Genomic DNA, 15,467 nt, shown 5'->3' with positions numbered 1-15,467 from the left:
TTCGTGCACCTCAGTCCGTACGTTCAGCTAACGGTAGGTACTCACCAACCCCAGCTCGAGAATATCACTCGTTAGATACAACAAAAAGGGCTGAGCTCGTCGCTCAACCCTTTTCCTTTTCATTTTACTCCACAGTCACACTCTTGGCCAGATTCCGCGGTTTATCCACATCACAGCCGCGGGCCACCGCCACATAGTAGGCGATCAACTGCAACGGTACCACCGTCAGCACCGCACTGGTCAGCTTATGGGTGCGGGGAATATAGATCACCTCATCCACACTCTTGGCCAGCTCCTCTTCCCCTTCGAAGGTGATGCCCACCACCGAGGCATCGCGGGCCTTGACCTCCTTGATATTGCTCACCATCTTATCGAAGACATCCATCTGGGTAGCCAGGGCCAGCACCAGAATCCCCTCGACGATGAGGGCCAGGGTACCGTGCTTCAGCTCCCCGGCGGCATAGGCCTCGGCGTGGATGTAGGAAATCTCCTTCAGCTTGAGGGAGCCTTCCATAGCCACTGCATAGTCGATGCTGCGGCCCAGGAAGAACACATCCTCACAGTGGGCGTATTTCTGCACAAAACCCTTGATTTCCTCTTCCCGGCCCAGGATGGCTTCCACCTGAGCGGGCAGTTCCCGCAGGGCGGTGACCACTTCCCTGATTTGCTCCTGGGTAAGGGTACCCCGCTGCTGGGCCAGGTAGAGGCCGAGCAGATACATCACCACCAGCTGGGTGGTGTAGGCCTTGGTGGAGGCCACGGCAATTTCAGGACCGGCCCAGGTGTAAATCACCCAGTTGGCTTCACGGGCCACCGAGGAGCCCACCACATTGGTAACGGCCAGCACTCTGGCGCCGCGGTTTTTGGCCTCCCGCAGGGCAGCCAGGGTATCGGCGGTTTCGCCGGACTGACTGATCACCACTACCAGGGTATCCTGGTCGATGATGGGATTGCGGTAGCGGAATTCGGAAGCGATATCCACTTCCACCGGAATGCGGGCCAGGTCTTCGATGACATATTTACCCACAATTCCGGCGTGATAGGCGGTACCACAGGCGGTGATGAATATCTTCTTGATCTGCTTTACTTCCGCCGGTGTCATTTGCAGTTCTTCCAGCAGGACCCGGGAGTTATCGGTGGCCAGACGGCCGGAGAGGGTGTCCCGCAGGGCCTTGGGTTGTTCGTGGATTTCCTTCAGCATGAAATGGGGATAGCCGCCTTTTTCCGCTGCTTCCACATCCCAGTGGACCCGGAAGACTTCCTTGTTGATTTCCTGCCCCTGCTGGTCAAAGACCTTGACCTCATTGGCAGTCAGCAGAACCATTTCCCCGTCATTGAGAATATAGGTATCGCGGGTGTGGCTGAGAATGGCGGGGATGTCAGAGGCAATGAAATTCTCCCCCTGACCCAGGCCAACCACCAGCGGGCTGTCCTTGCGCACGGCCACGATTTTGTCGGGCTCATCCTGGCAGATGATGCCCAGGGCATAGGAGCCCTCAATGTGTTTCACCACTTCCCGAACGGCGGCCAGCAAATCGCCCTGGTAGAAATGTTCCACCAGGTGGGGCAGTACCTCAGTATCCGTTTCCGAACGGAAGGTATGGCCATTGGCGGCCAGCCATTCCTTCAGCTTCTGGAAGTTTTCAATAATCCCGTTATGGACAACCGCAAATTTTTCCGCACAGTCAGTATGGGGATGACTGTTGATATCGCTGGGGCGGCCATGAGTGGCCCAGCGGGTATGGCCGATGCCCAGAGTACCCTGGGGAGCATGGTGGGCCAGTTTTTCCGCCAGTACGGCCAGTTTGCCCACGCTTTTTTCCACTTCAATGCCCGTTTCCGTCAAAACAGCGATACCGGCGGAGTCATAACCCCGGTACTCCAGTTTAGCCAGTCCATCCAGCAATATAGGTACAACCGGTTTACTACCGATATAGCCGACGATTCCACACATGCAAGTTATCCTCCTCAAGCCAAAATCCGGGCCCCGGTACGGGTTTTGGCCCTGGCATCACTGCCAGGTTTTGTCCCGTCCTTACGGCCTGGGCCCCTCACCGGAGGGCATCCGCCGAAACCTCGATGCTCCCTCACCTCGTCAACTCCCGCAGGAGTCCCGGCGCTTTTTTTCAGTATGCCCGTTGCTCTTTTTCTTCATGTCTCACCCCCTTAAAAAATTAAGGCCAGGGGGCCGCCCGCAGCAGGCGGCCCGCTGCTTTTAGCCTACATCTGTTCAAAAATGGCGGCAATTTCCCGTACCAGTTTTTCCACTAAGGCTCCGTCCCGGCCTTCGCCCATCACACGGATCAGGGGTTCAGTGCCGGAAGGCCGCACCAGAATCCGGCCCTGGCCGGCCAGCTGAGCTTCCGCCTGGCGGATAGCTTCCTGGGCCTTGAGGCTGGCCATGGCCGCCTCCTTATCCTTCACCCGCACATTCACCAGGAACTGGGGCAGGCGTTCCATCACCGCAGCTGTTGCGGAAGCGGGTTTACCCGCCTCTTTAATAATATGCAGTAACTGCAATCCCGTCAACACCCCGTCACCGGTAGTGTTGTAGTCCAGAAAAATGATATGCCCTGATTGCTCGCCCCCGAGGACGGCGCCGCTTTCCAGCATTTTTTCCAGGACATAGCGATCCCCTACCCTGGTTTCCAGGATGTTGATGCCCCTGGGCTTTAAAGCTAGATGTAAGCCCAGGTTGGTCATCACCGTTACCACCAGGGTATTCTGTTTGAGTCGGCCCTGTTTTTGCCATGCCAGCGCGCAGAGGGCCATGATTACATCCCCGTCGATAACCTGGCCTTTTTCATCCACAGCCAGCACCCGGTCAGCATCACCATCATGGGCGATCCCCACCTGAGCCCCGTGTTCCACCACCGCTGCCTTGAGAGCGTCCAGATGGGTCGAACCGCAGCCGGCATTGATATTGAGCCCATCAGGCTGGTCATTGATGACCAAAACCTCCGCCCCCAGTTCCCGCAGCAGGCGGGGGGAAACCCGGCAGGCGGCCCCATTGGCGCAATCCACCACCACTTTCAGGCCGCGCAGGTCGCCCGGGATGGTGGATTTGAGGAAGGCCAGATAGCGATCTTCCGCATCCTCCAGCTGACGCACCCGGCCCACCTGGGCCCCGATGGGCCGGGGCAGGTGGTCCTCCTCTGCCGTTTCGCCCAGCAGGGCTTCGATAGTTTCCTCCTGTTCATCAGTAAGCTTATAGCCACTGGGGCCAAAAAACTTGATCCCATTATCCGGAGCTGGATTGTGGGAAGCGGAAATCACTACCCCGCCCTGGGCTCCGTAGGCCCGGATCAGATAGGCTACCGCCGGCGTGGGAATCACCCCGGCCAGCCAGGCATCCACTCCTGCTGAATTAAGACCGGCTACCAGAGCGCTCTCCAGCATCTGGCCGGAAATGCGGGTATCCCGGCCGATCACCAGTGCTGGCCGCTCTATCCCCTGTTCCCGGGCTGCCCGGGCCAGCACTGCACCCCCGGCCCGGCCCAGGCGAAAAGCCAGCTCAGGGGTCAATTCCTGATTGGCAATACCGCGTACCCCATCAGTACCAAACAATTTTCCCATCTCAGTAATCTCCTTCCCGATAGCGCTGGATAATGGCTTCCGCTACTTTCAAGCCATCTACCGCTGCACTCATTATACCTCCGGCATAGCCGGCTCCTTCTCCGGCCGGATAGAGACCGGCAATCTCCAGGGCCTGCCGGTCTTCTCCCCGGTTGATACGGACCGGAGCTGAAGTGCGGGTTTCCACCCCGGTTAAAACCGCGTCGGGGTGGGCAAATCCTTTCAGTTTTTTATCCATATTTATTATAGCTTTTTCCATGGCTTTGGCAACATAATGCGGCAGAGTTCGATGCAAGTCGGCAGGAGTAATACCCGGTCGGTAACTGGCCCCTTTTACTTCTGAACTGGGACGACCGGCCAGAAAGTCCTCTACCCGCTGGGCTGGAGCCTGATAGCTTTCTCCCCCCAGGCGAAAAGCGGCCTGTTCCCATTTTTCCTGAAAAGCGATCCCACCCAGCGGTCCCTCCTCGGGAAAATCAGGAGGGAATACCTGCACTACCAGGGCAGCATTGGCGGTGCCGCTGGCCCGGTCCCGGTTGCTCATGCCATTGGTCACCACCTGGCCTGGTTCTGAAGCAGCGGCCACTACCTGACCGCCGGGGCACATACAGAAAGTGTAGGCTCCCCGCCCGCTCTCCTCATCCTGATAGGTCAGGTGATAATCCGCCGCTCCCAGGCGAGGATGCCCGGCAAAGGCGCCATACTGGGCCCGGTCGATCAGGGCCTGGGGATGTTCAATGCGGGCACCGATGGCAAAGGCTTTAGGCGTAAGGCTGACCTGATGCCGGTGTAACATGCGATAGGTATCGCGGGCACTGTGACCTACTGCCAGGATCACTACTTCAGCCGGAATTTCCTGCGTATGGTTAACAATGACTCCCTGTATCCGGTCTCCTTCCAGAATCAAGTCGGTAACCCGGGCCAGGAAGCGCACCTCCCCGCCCAGTGCCTCGATCTGACGGCGCAGATTGACCACCACCCGGCGCAATATATCCGTACCGATATGCGGCTTATGTACATAGAGAATATCCTCCGGTGCCCCGGCCTTAACCAGCTCCTTCAGCACCAGAAAGCGGCGGGGGTCATCGATGCGGGTAGTGAGTTTGCCATCGGAAAAGGTCCCAGCACCCCCTTCCCCGAACTGGACATTGCTGCGGGGATCCAGGTTGCCGGTGCTCCAGAATTCCTCCACCGCTGCTGCCCGGCTGTGGACATCGGCTCCCCGTTCCAGCACCAGCGGCCGATAACCATAGCGGGCCAGCAGCAAGGCGGCAAACAGCCCCGCAGGCCCTGCTCCTATCACAATGGGTCGCTGGTTCAAAGGCAGACTGCCTTTGTTCAGTTCCGGTTCCGCAGCCGGTGTAGAGACGGCTGCAATTTGCCCTTTGCCCCGGCAGCGGGCCAGCACCCGTTCTTCCTGAGTTACCTCCACATCAACGGCATAGACGAACCAGATCCTGTCCTTGCGCCGGGCATCTACCGAGCGCCGCACGATTTGCAGACTAAGGATATCCTTTTCCTTCAGGCCCAGCTCCCGGGCCGCCTGGCGGGTAAGTTCCCGTTCACTGTGTTCCAGCGGTAACCTGAGATTATTGATGCGAATAGCCATAGGCAGCCTCCTTAGCGGGTTTTGTTCCAGGGTTCCAAACGAATAGCAATCTGGGCCGGACTCACTTCCAGCAGGCGGGCATCTTCGGGTACCTGCACTTTGACTTTGGCCCAGTTCAGGCCGGCTTTGGCCTGGCTCAAATCCACTTCCGCCTTGACTTCAGCACCGGTCCGGTTGCCCCAGAGCGGCAGGGTAGTCTTGTTTCCTCTCAGGTAACGGACATTCACCGTGGGCTGCATTTCTACGATGACCAGCTGTGCTGGCTGGTTTTTGACCACTACTGGTACTGTCGCCTGAATCTCCTGCTGGCCCCCGGTTTCCAGCTGATTGACGTAAAACCAGAGGACAATAGCAGTCAGGAGAGCCAGCAATTTCAGTCCGGTATTGCGTTCCCAGAATCTTTTCATCTTACTTTCCTCCACCAGGGCCGGTTCTGGTTTTCCGGCGCACTGTATAGAACCTCCAGCATTTCTTTAAGGGATTTTTCACTTAAATAGCGAGTCAGGTTGCCTTCCTGAGCAACGGAAATGGTACCTGTTTCTTCCGAAACTACAATAGCTACCGCATCGGAAACTTCACTGATACCCAGGGCGGCCCGGTGGCGGGTACCCAGCTCCCGCCCTACCTCCCGGTTTTCCGACAGAGGTAACAGACAGCCCGCTGCTACCACTCGCTCCCCATCGATGATTACCGCTCCGTCATGGAGGGGGGTATTGGGACTAAAGATATTAGCCAGCAATTCGCGGGAAACCACTCCATCGATATATGTACCCGTTTCCGTAAATTCATGCAATTTGCTTTCCCCCACCAGTACGATTAACATCCCTATTTTCTGCTGACTGGCCTGGCTGATGGCCCGAACCAGCTCCTCCAGCAACCGTTTTCTGGCCTCTGGCCCCAGCTGTCGGGAAGAGCTGGCAAAGATTTTGCCTCGTCCCAGTTGTTCCAGGGCGCGGCGCAATTCCGGCTGAAACACTACCGGCAGGGCCACAAACACCATCCCAATCGTTTTTTGCAATAACCAGTTAATAGTATAGAGTCCAGCCCACTGGCTGATAATGGTGACCGCCAGCAATATACCCAGCCCTTTCAAGAGCTGGATGGCACGGGTTCCCTTAATTAACAAAAAGATTTTATATAAAACAAAAGTAACAAGGGCTATGTCTAACAAAGCGATAATGCTATAATAGGTGTTAGAGCCGGGCATACCCTGACCTCCCTATCCTTCCAAAGACTATAAAGAAATTCGCTTTAAATTGATAAATCCCTTTCTTTTCCGCATAAATTCCCAGAAATTTTGCAGGAGGCACAGGAAAATGAAACTCTCCCTCAAGCGCCGGGAACTATCACCCTGGCAAGCCCCTATCGCCTTAATTGCGGTTTTGACCGGTTTACTCATTGCCATCGATTTGCGCATCCATGACCAGTTAACCAACGGTCCCAATACCAAGCGGGCAGAGACCCTGGCCGCCATGGCCTCCCGCCTGGAAAAGGAAAACAAGGCTATAGAAAAAGAAGTCAGCAGTCTACGCCAGCAGCTGGCAGAATGGGAAGCCAGCCAGAAGGCAGAAGGCAGCCTGACACTGCAAGCAATCAGGGCCCAAATGGATTTGACCCGCGCCCTCGTCGGTCTGACACCAGTGGAAGGACCGGGAGTAGTAATAGTGGTCAATGACCGCACGGAGGCCCTGGAACTGGCCCGCAAGGAAAACCAGCAAGTGGATTACTGGGATTATCTGGTCCATGACAGCGACCTGGTCTACCTGGTCAATGACCTCAGGGCAGGGGGTGCCGAAGCCATCGCTGTCAATGGTGAGCGGATAATCAGTTCCAGTGATATCAAGTGCGGCGGCTTTATCGTTTTCACCAATTCCAACCGTTTGACCGCCCCCTATCAGATCAAGGCCATCGGGGACCCCGTCGCCTTGAAACGGGCTGTGGAAAGGGGCTTTACTTATAGTGTGCTCAAATCTCTGGATTATCCCATCCGAATCGAACAACACCAGAAAATCCTCGTGCCGGCCTACAGTGGTGCCCTGGCCCTGCGCTACGGCCAGCCGCTGACTCCACCGGCTGAGAAAGGAAGTTAAGCATGCACTGGCAGAAATTAAAGCTACCTCTGGCTTTTACCACTTTCAGCCTGGGGCTGCTGGTATCAGTCCAGCTCAACACCCAGGAAGCAGCCCTCAGAGACTATACGGCCCAAAGCCAGGAAAACCTGGCTTCAGTAATCAAGACCCTGAATGAAAAGCGGGAAGCTCTGTTACAGGAAAAGTGGGAGCTGGAGAACCGCCTGCGCCTGATCAAGTCCGACCCCAGCCAGGGCCAGCGTCTCCTTTCCGCCCTGAGGGAAGAAAACAGCCGCCTGCGAGCTGCCGGTGCCCTGGCACCCCTGCGGGGGCCTGGCATTACCATCACCGTTTCCAGTCAGACGCCCATCGGTTATGATGACCTGATCCGCATTATCAATGAGCTCTGGAATGTGGGGGCTGAAGGTATAGCCATAAATGGCATCCGCCTGACCCAGTATACTGCCATCACCCAGAGTGCCAGTGGCAATACCATTGTGGGCAGTCATGCCATAACCTACCCCTATGTAATCCAGGCCATCGGTGACAGTGCCTCGCTTACCGCTGGTATCAATATTCTGGGCGGAACCCTGGATCAGCTAATCAATGTCAATGGAGTCAAGATCGAAGTAAAAACCAGCCAGGATTTGCTCCTACCGGCCGGCCAGGCCCCCACAGCTTTTAAATATGCCAGAGTACCGGACTAAAAAATACCCGGCACCCAAAAACAATCCCCCTATGTTAGCTTTTATAACTACCATAGGGGGAATTTATTTTTTGTCCTGAACTCAAAGCAATTTACTCAAAGCTACGGAAAATTCAATTCTGGTCGTCGCCCGATCCGGATTAAAATATCCGTGTTGATTGCCATACATCAGCCCACGGCGAACATCATCCCGGATAATGTCCCTGGCCCAGTGGTTGGTGGTATCAGGAAAAAGGCCACCACTTTGCGCTACGGGCAATTGTTCCACACCCGGCAAACGGGCCAGTACCGCCGCCAGCTCCGCTCTAGTCACCAGCCTGTCAGGATAGAAATAGCCCTGGGGCGTCCCTTTCAGCCAGCCCCGGCTGGCTGCCCAGTTGATATACCAGGCATAACTATGGTTGCTTGTATCCTTGAAGACCGGTGGTGTTTGGGTCGCTGGAGCCTGTGGGAAGGCCCGCTGCAGAAAAACTGCCAGCTGGGCCCGGGTGATATTGCCCCAGGGAACAAAGTTGTTATAAGCATTGGGTACAAGAATCTTTCTTGCAGTTACTTTCTCTACCTGAAGATAACCCCAGTAATCGGGCCCAATATCCCAGAACAACCAGCCCCTGGGGACAGCAGTCGGTGCCGGGAGGTTAGACAGATTTATCGCTAATATTGGCGAGGAAACCACATACCCGCTGGCATCTCTGGCAAAGACCCGAAAATAATAAGAACCCGTTTCCCGCCCCAGGTAAAACCTGGCCTCCCGGTTATCTCCAAAGGTATAGGCAACCGGAGCAGCCAGAGTATCATTGGGCCCGTGATAGACCAGAGTGTATTCCAGGCTGGCAGGATAGCGGTCATCTACCGCCTGACTCCAGGAGAAAGTAAGGTAATGGCCCCTTTCATCCTGGCCGCTGCCGGTTAATGCCAGCTGGGGTGGCTTAGGCGGCTGATTGGTAGCTGCAGGCAGACCGGCCAGCTGCCGCCAGTAGGCTTCCAGCCCCGGCACCTGAGCTGCCAGAGGCAGGGCCAGGTTTTCCTGGGGAGAAAGATTATAGCTGCTGCTGCTGAAATAGCCAAACTGGCTGGTGAATTTAGTAAACTGGCGGGCCTGGGGAGAACCAAAGAGCTGGGCATAATCATCAGCCGCAATCTCTGCCGGGTCCCAGGCATGGCTGCCGTTATTTACCCTCGGGTCCCGAATCCCCTGCCGGATATCATACCAGGGAGTGCGCCAGTAGTTGTCAAAGGTTACACCATATTTAGTCCAGAAATAGTAGACCGTAAAATGGTGACCATATTCATGGGCCATAGTTTTGGCGACATCAGCCAGCTCTGTCTGCTCGTCACCGCCAAATAAAAAAATCGGCCGTTTAGGTGTGACATATCTCTGTCCTCTGCTGTCCCAGCCCAGTTCCGGGACATAAAGTCCCCCTACGCCCCGGCCCAGGGGATAATCAGGGTAAATAACCACTCCACCCAGGTAATCCCATTCCTTACCGTGAACATTGTTTTTTAACTCATAATATAAGGCCTGTAATTTGCCAGGGTCAGACCAGGCAGAGGACAAACTTACGATTTCTTTACCGTCTGGTGCTGTATAAATTGCCACTACCGGCTCCAAAGGCAGTTGCTCATAATACCACCAGGGTTCTGCGGCTCCAGCCCCGTTTGCGCCCCCCAGAAGCAGGACTAGCAGCATTACTGCCCCAAGCCAGAATTTTGCGCTGTTTTTCATCAATTTCCCTCCCTACCGCTCCTGGAAAATAAAAGGGTTCTATCCGGAAGATAGAAACCCTCTACCCAACTTTAGTGTCTATGGTGATGGACCTCATAGCCTCTCCGCCCAATCACACCCAGCCAGCGCCCCCCCATAAAGGCGAGCAAGGTCAACGCCCCCAGTACCAGCCAGCCCAAACGGGCAGGCAGGAAGCTGACCAGAATCCCTGCCAGGGAAAAAATAGCGTGGATCAGGTAAATAGCCAGTACCGCCTGTTTGTGGGATAAACCCAAAGCCATCAGGCGGTGATGTAAATGGGCCTTATCTGCCTGAAAGATGGGTTTGCCATTCGCCATTCTCCTGACGATGGCAAAGGTAGTATCCAGCACCGGTACCCCCACCAGCAGGATGGGAACGAACACCGACATGACAAAAGCCCCTTTGGCTACCCCCATGATGGAAAGGGCCGCCAGGGCAAAGCCCAGAAAGAGGCTGCCCGCATCTCCCATGAAAATGGAGGCCGGATGAAAGTTATATTTCATAAAGCCCAGGGTAGCCGCAGCCAGCAACCAGGCCAGGATAGCTACCGCCGGATCCTGTTGCCAGGCCACAATCCCCATGGTGACGGCCCCGATTACACTGGTACCTGCCGCCAGGCCATCCAGGCCGTCAATCAGGTTAACAGCATTGCTGATCCCGACCAGCCAGAAAAGGGTAACCGGATAGGCCCACCAGTCCAGGAAGATCACACCCCCATCCAGGGGATTGGTGATCACACTGACTTTCACGCCAAAGGCCATCAATACGATCGCAGCTATTACCTGGCCCATCAATTTAACTTTCGGTGATATTTCCATAATATCGTCCAGACACCCAGTTGCTACAATAATACCTCCCGACAGGATCAGCCCCCAGACTTCCGGACGATATCCCTGAGTCAACAGGGCCAGCGCTGCAAAAGCCAGATAAATCGCCACACCACCCATGCGGGGCATCACCCGGGCATGGACTTTACGGTGGTTGGGCTGGTCTACCGCCCCCACCTTAAAAGCCAGCTTCCTGACCAGCGGGGTAGTCAACAGGGCCATGCCCCAGGCCGCTGCCAGGGATAAAGCCATTGTCTCCATCTTTCTCCTCTCCAGTCCTCTGTCTTTAGCTTAAGGCAAACATCAATTCCCCTTCACAGACTATTTGCCCATCCACAGTAGCCACCCCACGGGCCTTGCCGACAGTACCTTTCAGTTTCAGCAATTCCGTCTCCAGGCGCAGCTGGTCACCCGGCAAGACCTGGCGGCGAAAACGCACGCCATCAATGCCAGCAAAGAAGGCCAAACGGCCTTTAAACTGCTCCTGGGACAGGATGGCTACTGCCCCTACCTGGGCCAGCGCTTCCACGATCAGCACCCCCGGCATTACTGGATAACCGGGGAAATGCCCGGAAAAAAAAGGCTCATTGATAGTGACATTTTTGATACCCACCGCTCGTTTGCCCGCTTCCAGTTCCAGAATGCGGTCTACCAGCAAAAAGGGATAGCGATGGGGTATAATCTCCATAATTTCCCTGGCTTCCATGACCACTCCCAATCCCTCCTATATCATTGTACTACCGGGCTTTTCCCCTGACAAGTCGTTCTTTTAAGGCTAATAATAAAAATTCTGGTAATACCAGCATCCGCTTGTAGCGCCAGGGCTCCTTGATCAGACGGTAAAACCACTCCAACCCCAGTTTCTGTAACCATATAGGAGCCCGCCTCACCCGTCCGGCCCAGACATCAAAACAGCCACCGACGCCGATGCCTACTTTCACCTGCAAACGGTGCCGGTTTTTCCAGAACCATTTTTCCTGACGCCCCATGCCCATGGCTATCAGCAATATATCCGGCCTTACCCGGTTGATTGCCGCTATTACCCCTTCATCGTCATGAAAATAGCCATCATGCCAGCCTGCGATCTTGAGGCCAGGATAGATAGACTGAAGCCGGGCCGCTGCTTCTTCTGCTACTCCCGGCCGTGCCCCCAGAAAGAAGAAACTATACTTCCCCAGGTCAAAAAGGCTCTGGGCTAAATCAATGCCCGTTACCCGCTGGGGTAACGGGCAACCCAGGATTTTTGCTGCCAGCACAATCCCGATGCCGTCAGCTGTTACCAGATCTCCAGCCGCCAGGATCCGGGCCATTTCCTCATCCCGGCGGGCCAGCATCACCATTTCCGGATTGGCAGTAATCACCAGGGCAGGGGCTTGTCTATCACATACTACCAGCTCTTCTATCCGTTCAACCGCTGTGGCTAGTGTCAACCGATCAAAGGCAACCCCCAGTATCTGCTGCCGCAAATTCCATCCTCCTTTGCTCTGTTACCCCTGCGGAGATGGCGGCGTGGTCTGGGAGCCACTCTCCGGAGCAGGGGTGGAAGTAACGGGAGTACCACCGCTCCCACTCCCTCCTGGTTCCGTCCCAACAGGAGTAGTTCCTCCCGGGGTAGTTCCACCGGTCGTATCACCACCTGAGGTAGAGCTCGTACCACTACCGTTATTCGTACTGGCGGATCCGCTGCCATTAATGCTGTCAGCAGGGGTTGGAGCTGAGTTCTCATTCCCTCCGTTGCCGGTAGCTGAGCCGTTCTGATTAGAATCTGGCGTCTGGGTTGGATTATTATTAACCGGCTGGGTAGAAGTTTTTTTCTCACTGCCAGTTGTTGATTTGCTATCTCTGGCTTTAGCAACCTGGGTCTTACGGCTTACCTTCTTCTTCGGCCGCTCATCCTCATTGATATCTGCCCCTACAATCATCGGATAGGTCTTGCCGTTCATCAAGTCGGCAATTAAGGTCCTGGCGATAGTGGCATCATGTTTCCAGTAACTGCCGTGATTGTTATAGAATTGACCGGGCAAAGTCTGGGAAACAATCTCCAGCTGGCCAAAATCCCGGGCCAAAGTGGCATACTTGACCATTTCGCCCACTGACATATCCGTCTGGACTGCCTGGTTAATATCCTTCATCAGCTGGGGCAGTTTGGTAACCACCGAAGGCTTGAGGGCTGCTTCAGCTACTGCTTTCAGAAAATGTTGCTGTCGCTGGGTTCTCCCCACATCCCCCAGGGCATCATGACGAAAACGTACATAGTCCAGGGCTTCTTTGCCATTTAAATGCTGCAAACCGGGCTTGAGGTTGATATACGTCCCATCAGTGGGGTCCCGATAGACCATGCGCTTTTCCACCTCAATATCGACCCCACCCAGGGTATCTACCACTTGTTTGAAGCCCTCAAAATTGGTCTTGATATAGTAGTCGATTTCCACATTCAGCATCTCGGAGACTACTTGCTTAACCAGATCCACACCGCCATATACATTGGCACTGTTTATTTTTTCCCGGCCATGGCCTGGTAATTCCACCAGGGTATCCCGGGGAACCGAAACCATTACCAGTTTTTTCTTTTCAGGGTCCAGCTGGGCCACTATAATAGTATCTGTCCGGGCGTCCTTTTCTCCTGGTCGGGCATCAACCCCTAACAAGAGAAAAGTGGTAGGTCCACCGGCAAAAAATTTGCGCAAATTTCCTGGTAGCAGGCCAGGACCTTTCCGGGAATCTTCCCCCAGCCAGAGGCCAGCAGCTCCGTAACCAATTGCCGCTGTTATGACAAGTACCAGCAGCAGCACCACCAGGGCAGCAAAGCCCCTTTCCCTGTGTCTCCTCTCCATGGATATTCCTCCTCTCAAACCATGACCCCACCTGGGCCGGTGGGGTTGAGGTTATTTCTTTACCTGGGCCAGTTGTTGTTCCAGCAATTTCACCTGTTGTTCTAATGCTGTAGCTTTTGTAGTCAGCTGCTGGATTTTGGCCTGCAATTCCTGTACTTTCGGATTTACCGCCTGATTGACATAACTTTGGGAGGCCAGAGGATCAGCTAACGAACCTGGTGTACCGGTATCCGCCTGGACTTTTTGTCCCAGCAAAAAACCAGCACCCGTACAGAGCAACATCAATGCTCCAATCCCGATGTAACGTTTCCAGTTCATCTTTTCTCCTCCCCTCTATCATATTTATTATAGACTAACCGGTTCAACACCGTCAATTAGCTAAATTCACCATTCGACAAAATCTGAAAAGCCAGCTGCGCCGGACGTCGAGCCAGGTTACTGAGTAAGGGAAGTCTCTCCTTTAAGGCGGTACCAAAAGTGTCTCGTTTCTGCCAGACCATCTGCAGATTTTCTATCAGGGGCTCTGCCTGCAAATGTCCGCTGCTTCCCAGCATCACCTGTCCTACATCAGCGATAAACCGTTCCACTTTGGGATCATAACTGATTCCCAGCAGAGGCTTATGCCAGAGGGCACCAAAAATCAGGGCATGCAAGCGCATCCCGCAGACCAGGTCCAGCCAGGCATAGATTCCAATTGCCTGGTCAAGACTGTAGGATGGTGGCAGCCAGACAGGCCCTGACCCCGCCAGTTCCTGACGCAACCGCTCCAGAACCTGCCAGTCCCCCGGATATTGCATGGGCAATAGCACTATCTGCCCTCCCTGGCCCAGCCAGTAGCGGGTCAGAGTGACCAGAGCCGGCCAGTCGTGCTCCAGTCCCAGCCAGGGACGTAAGCTCAGACCCAGGGTGGGCTGCCCTGACTGCCAGCCCAGGCTGGTCAACAGCTGTAATCCGGCGGCCCGCTCTGTCTCAGTGGGTTGATGGCCAAGAACCGGATCCACCACCACTTCCAGAGGAGGCCGCTTTATACCGAGCTGGCGCAAATCCTGGGCTGACTCGCTATCCCGCACGGTAATATAGTCGACCCGGTTGAGAACAGCTGCCACCAATCGTCGATTGTAGGGACGCAAAACGGGACCGAACCCCTGGCCATAAATCAAAGTCGGCACCCCGAGCCAGTGGGCCAGCTCAACAATAGCCAGGTAATAATAGAGGCTTTTGTTGCCAGTGACATCCTGAAAGAGACTGCCACCACCGCTGATCAGCAGGTCTGCGTTTTTTAGCTCCTTTATAACCGCAGGCAAAGACCAGCGATTAACAGCCCGCACCTGATGCTGGCCCGCTGTCGTTTCCGGTCGGTGAGACAGTACTACCAGTTCCAGTTGTGGCCAGCGGTCATTTAATCCCTGGCTTATGGCACCCAATAAAGCTTCGTCCCCTAAATTATTAAAACCATAATACCCGGATAGGACAATTTTGTAACTCCTCATTTATCTCTTCTCCCAAGCAGGAAAATGTAAAGGAATGGAGAATAAAAAATATTTGTTGCTTGCATACTTATTTAAGAAAGGAGTGAACCCATGTCTATCATCGATGAAAAGGGCCGGTTATTCGGCAAAATCAATATCATTGACTTGCTGGTGATCATTGGACTGGTAACGGTCATCGCCGGTGCCGGCTATAAATTTTTCCTGGCCCCAAAGGCTTTGAAGGCTCAGAATGCCGAAGTCACCGTGATCGTACCGGCTGTGCGCCCGGAAGAAGCCCAATCCATTAAAACCGGGGATCAGCTGGTTACTGATACAGCTGTGACCGATGCGGTGGTAAAAAAAGTGGAAATCAAACCGGCGCTCACCGTTACCACCAGGGCTGATGGTTCAACCTTGCTGACTACCAATCCCTACCGCAAGGATGCCTATGTTACCCTGGAAGGGAAAGTATCCATCGGGCCGACGGCCATGAAATTTGCCGGACAGGAAATCCGGGTAGGCAAGGATTTCTGGCTCAAGAGTCTGCGCTATGAGCTGAAAGGTTCCGTCCTCACCATCAATACCCGTTAGGTCTCAGTTTCAAGGCCCGGGAGCAAATGCTCCCGGGCG

16 protein-coding genes are annotated in these 15,467 nt (G+C 54.8%); 3 read left to right on the top strand and 13 right to left on the bottom strand.

What is annotated here, in order from left to right; genetic code table 11:
- Window positions 1–124 precede the first annotated feature (124 nt).
- The 6 genes from glmS to cdaA form a co-directional block, all read right to left on the bottom strand.
- Window positions 125–1,954, bottom strand: a complete 1,830-nt coding sequence (gene glmS / locus JDF658_RS05300; RefSeq protein ID WP_079906724.1) for a glutamine--fructose-6-phosphate transaminase (isomerizing) — start codon at window positions 1,952–1,954, stop codon at window positions 125–127.
- 14 nt (window positions 1,955–1,968) lie between these two features.
- Window positions 1,969–2,091, bottom strand: a complete 123-nt coding sequence (locus JDF658_RS14945; RefSeq protein ID WP_278307787.1) for a hypothetical protein — start codon at window positions 2,089–2,091, stop codon at window positions 1,969–1,971.
- 129 nt (window positions 2,092–2,220) lie between these two features.
- Window positions 2,221–3,576 (bottom strand): phosphoglucosamine mutase, encoded by a 1,356-nt coding sequence (gene glmM, locus JDF658_RS05295; protein WP_079906723.1) that lies wholly within the window; start codon window positions 3,574–3,576, stop codon window positions 2,221–2,223.
- A gap of 1 nt (window position 3,577) precedes the next feature.
- Window positions 3,578–5,185: an NAD(P)/FAD-dependent oxidoreductase gene (locus JDF658_RS05290; RefSeq protein ID WP_079906721.1), complete on the bottom strand. Its 1,608-nt coding sequence runs from the start codon at window positions 5,183–5,185 to the stop codon at window positions 3,578–3,580.
- An 11-nt stretch (window positions 5,186–5,196) separates the two neighbouring features.
- A complete protein-coding gene (locus tag JDF658_RS05285; RefSeq protein WP_078665171.1) occupies window positions 5,197–5,592 on the bottom strand; it encodes a YbbR-like domain-containing protein in 396 nt (131 codons plus the stop codon).
- The gene (cdaA, locus tag JDF658_RS05280; protein WP_078665172.1) at window positions 5,589–6,392 is read right to left on the bottom strand and encodes a diadenylate cyclase CdaA; all 804 of its coding nucleotides are present in this window, start codon (window positions 6,390–6,392) and stop codon (window positions 5,589–5,591) included. Before cdaA ends, JDF658_RS05285 begins: the two co-directional genes overlap by 4 nt.
- A gap of 109 nt (window positions 6,393–6,501) precedes the next feature.
- On the opposite strand from cdaA, the gene JDF658_RS05275 reads away from it, so the two are divergent.
- Both JDF658_RS05275 and JDF658_RS05270 read left to right on the top strand, forming a co-directional pair.
- The gene (locus JDF658_RS05275) at window positions 6,502–7,275 is read left to right on the top strand and encodes a DUF881 domain-containing protein (protein WP_078665173.1); all 774 of its coding nucleotides are present in this window, start codon (window positions 6,502–6,504) and stop codon (window positions 7,273–7,275) included.
- 2 nt (window positions 7,276–7,277) lie between these two features.
- Window positions 7,278–7,961: a DUF881 domain-containing protein gene (locus JDF658_RS05270; protein WP_078665174.1), complete on the top strand. Its 684-nt coding sequence runs from the start codon at window positions 7,278–7,280 to the stop codon at window positions 7,959–7,961.
- 81 nt (window positions 7,962–8,042) lie between these two features.
- Here JDF658_RS05270 and JDF658_RS05265 read toward each other — a convergent pair whose 3' ends face one another.
- The 7 genes from JDF658_RS05265 to csaB all read right to left on the bottom strand — a co-directional run bounded on the left by JDF658_RS05265 (window position 8,043) and on the right by csaB (window position 14,858).
- Complete coding sequence (locus tag JDF658_RS05265) at window positions 8,043–9,686, bottom strand: S-layer homology domain-containing protein (protein WP_079906719.1); 1,644 nt, start codon at window positions 9,684–9,686, stop codon at window positions 8,043–8,045.
- Between the two features lie 71 nt (window positions 9,687–9,757).
- Window positions 9,758–10,795, bottom strand: a complete 1,038-nt coding sequence (locus JDF658_RS05260; RefSeq protein ID WP_078665176.1) for a glycosyltransferase family 4 protein — start codon at window positions 10,793–10,795, stop codon at window positions 9,758–9,760.
- Window positions 10,796–10,820: 25 nt separating this feature from the next.
- Window positions 10,821–11,240, bottom strand: a complete 420-nt coding sequence (gene fabZ / locus JDF658_RS05255) for a 3-hydroxyacyl-ACP dehydratase FabZ (RefSeq protein WP_079906729.1) — start codon at window positions 11,238–11,240, stop codon at window positions 10,821–10,823.
- 31 nt (window positions 11,241–11,271) lie between these two features.
- A complete protein-coding gene (locus JDF658_RS05250) occupies window positions 11,272–12,000 on the bottom strand; it encodes a WecB/TagA/CpsF family glycosyltransferase (RefSeq protein ID WP_079906717.1) in 729 nt (242 codons plus the stop codon).
- 21 nt (window positions 12,001–12,021) lie between these two features.
- Window positions 12,022–13,368, bottom strand: a complete 1,347-nt coding sequence (locus JDF658_RS05245; RefSeq protein ID WP_079906716.1) for an LCP family protein — start codon at window positions 13,366–13,368, stop codon at window positions 12,022–12,024.
- A gap of 51 nt (window positions 13,369–13,419) precedes the next feature.
- The gene (locus JDF658_RS05240) at window positions 13,420–13,686 is read right to left on the bottom strand and encodes a hypothetical protein (protein ID WP_078665179.1); all 267 of its coding nucleotides are present in this window, start codon (window positions 13,684–13,686) and stop codon (window positions 13,420–13,422) included.
- Window positions 13,687–13,742: 56 nt separating this feature from the next.
- The gene (csaB, locus tag JDF658_RS05235) at window positions 13,743–14,858 is read right to left on the bottom strand and encodes a polysaccharide pyruvyl transferase CsaB (RefSeq protein ID WP_079906714.1); all 1,116 of its coding nucleotides are present in this window, start codon (window positions 14,856–14,858) and stop codon (window positions 13,743–13,745) included.
- A gap of 90 nt (window positions 14,859–14,948) precedes the next feature.
- Here csaB and JDF658_RS05230 point away from each other — a divergent pair, with 90 nt between their 5' ends.
- Entirely contained in the window at window positions 14,949–15,428 is a 480-nt protein-coding gene (locus JDF658_RS05230) for a DUF4330 domain-containing protein (RefSeq protein WP_078665181.1), read from the top strand.
- Window positions 15,429–15,467 lie beyond the last annotated feature (39 nt).

Origin of the sequence: Carboxydocella sp. JDF658 (assembly GCF_002049395.1) — a bacterium.
GTDB lineage: Bacteria > Bacillota.
Note: the sequence above shows the minus strand (reverse complement) of the source record. Positions and strands in the feature narration are given on the sequence as shown.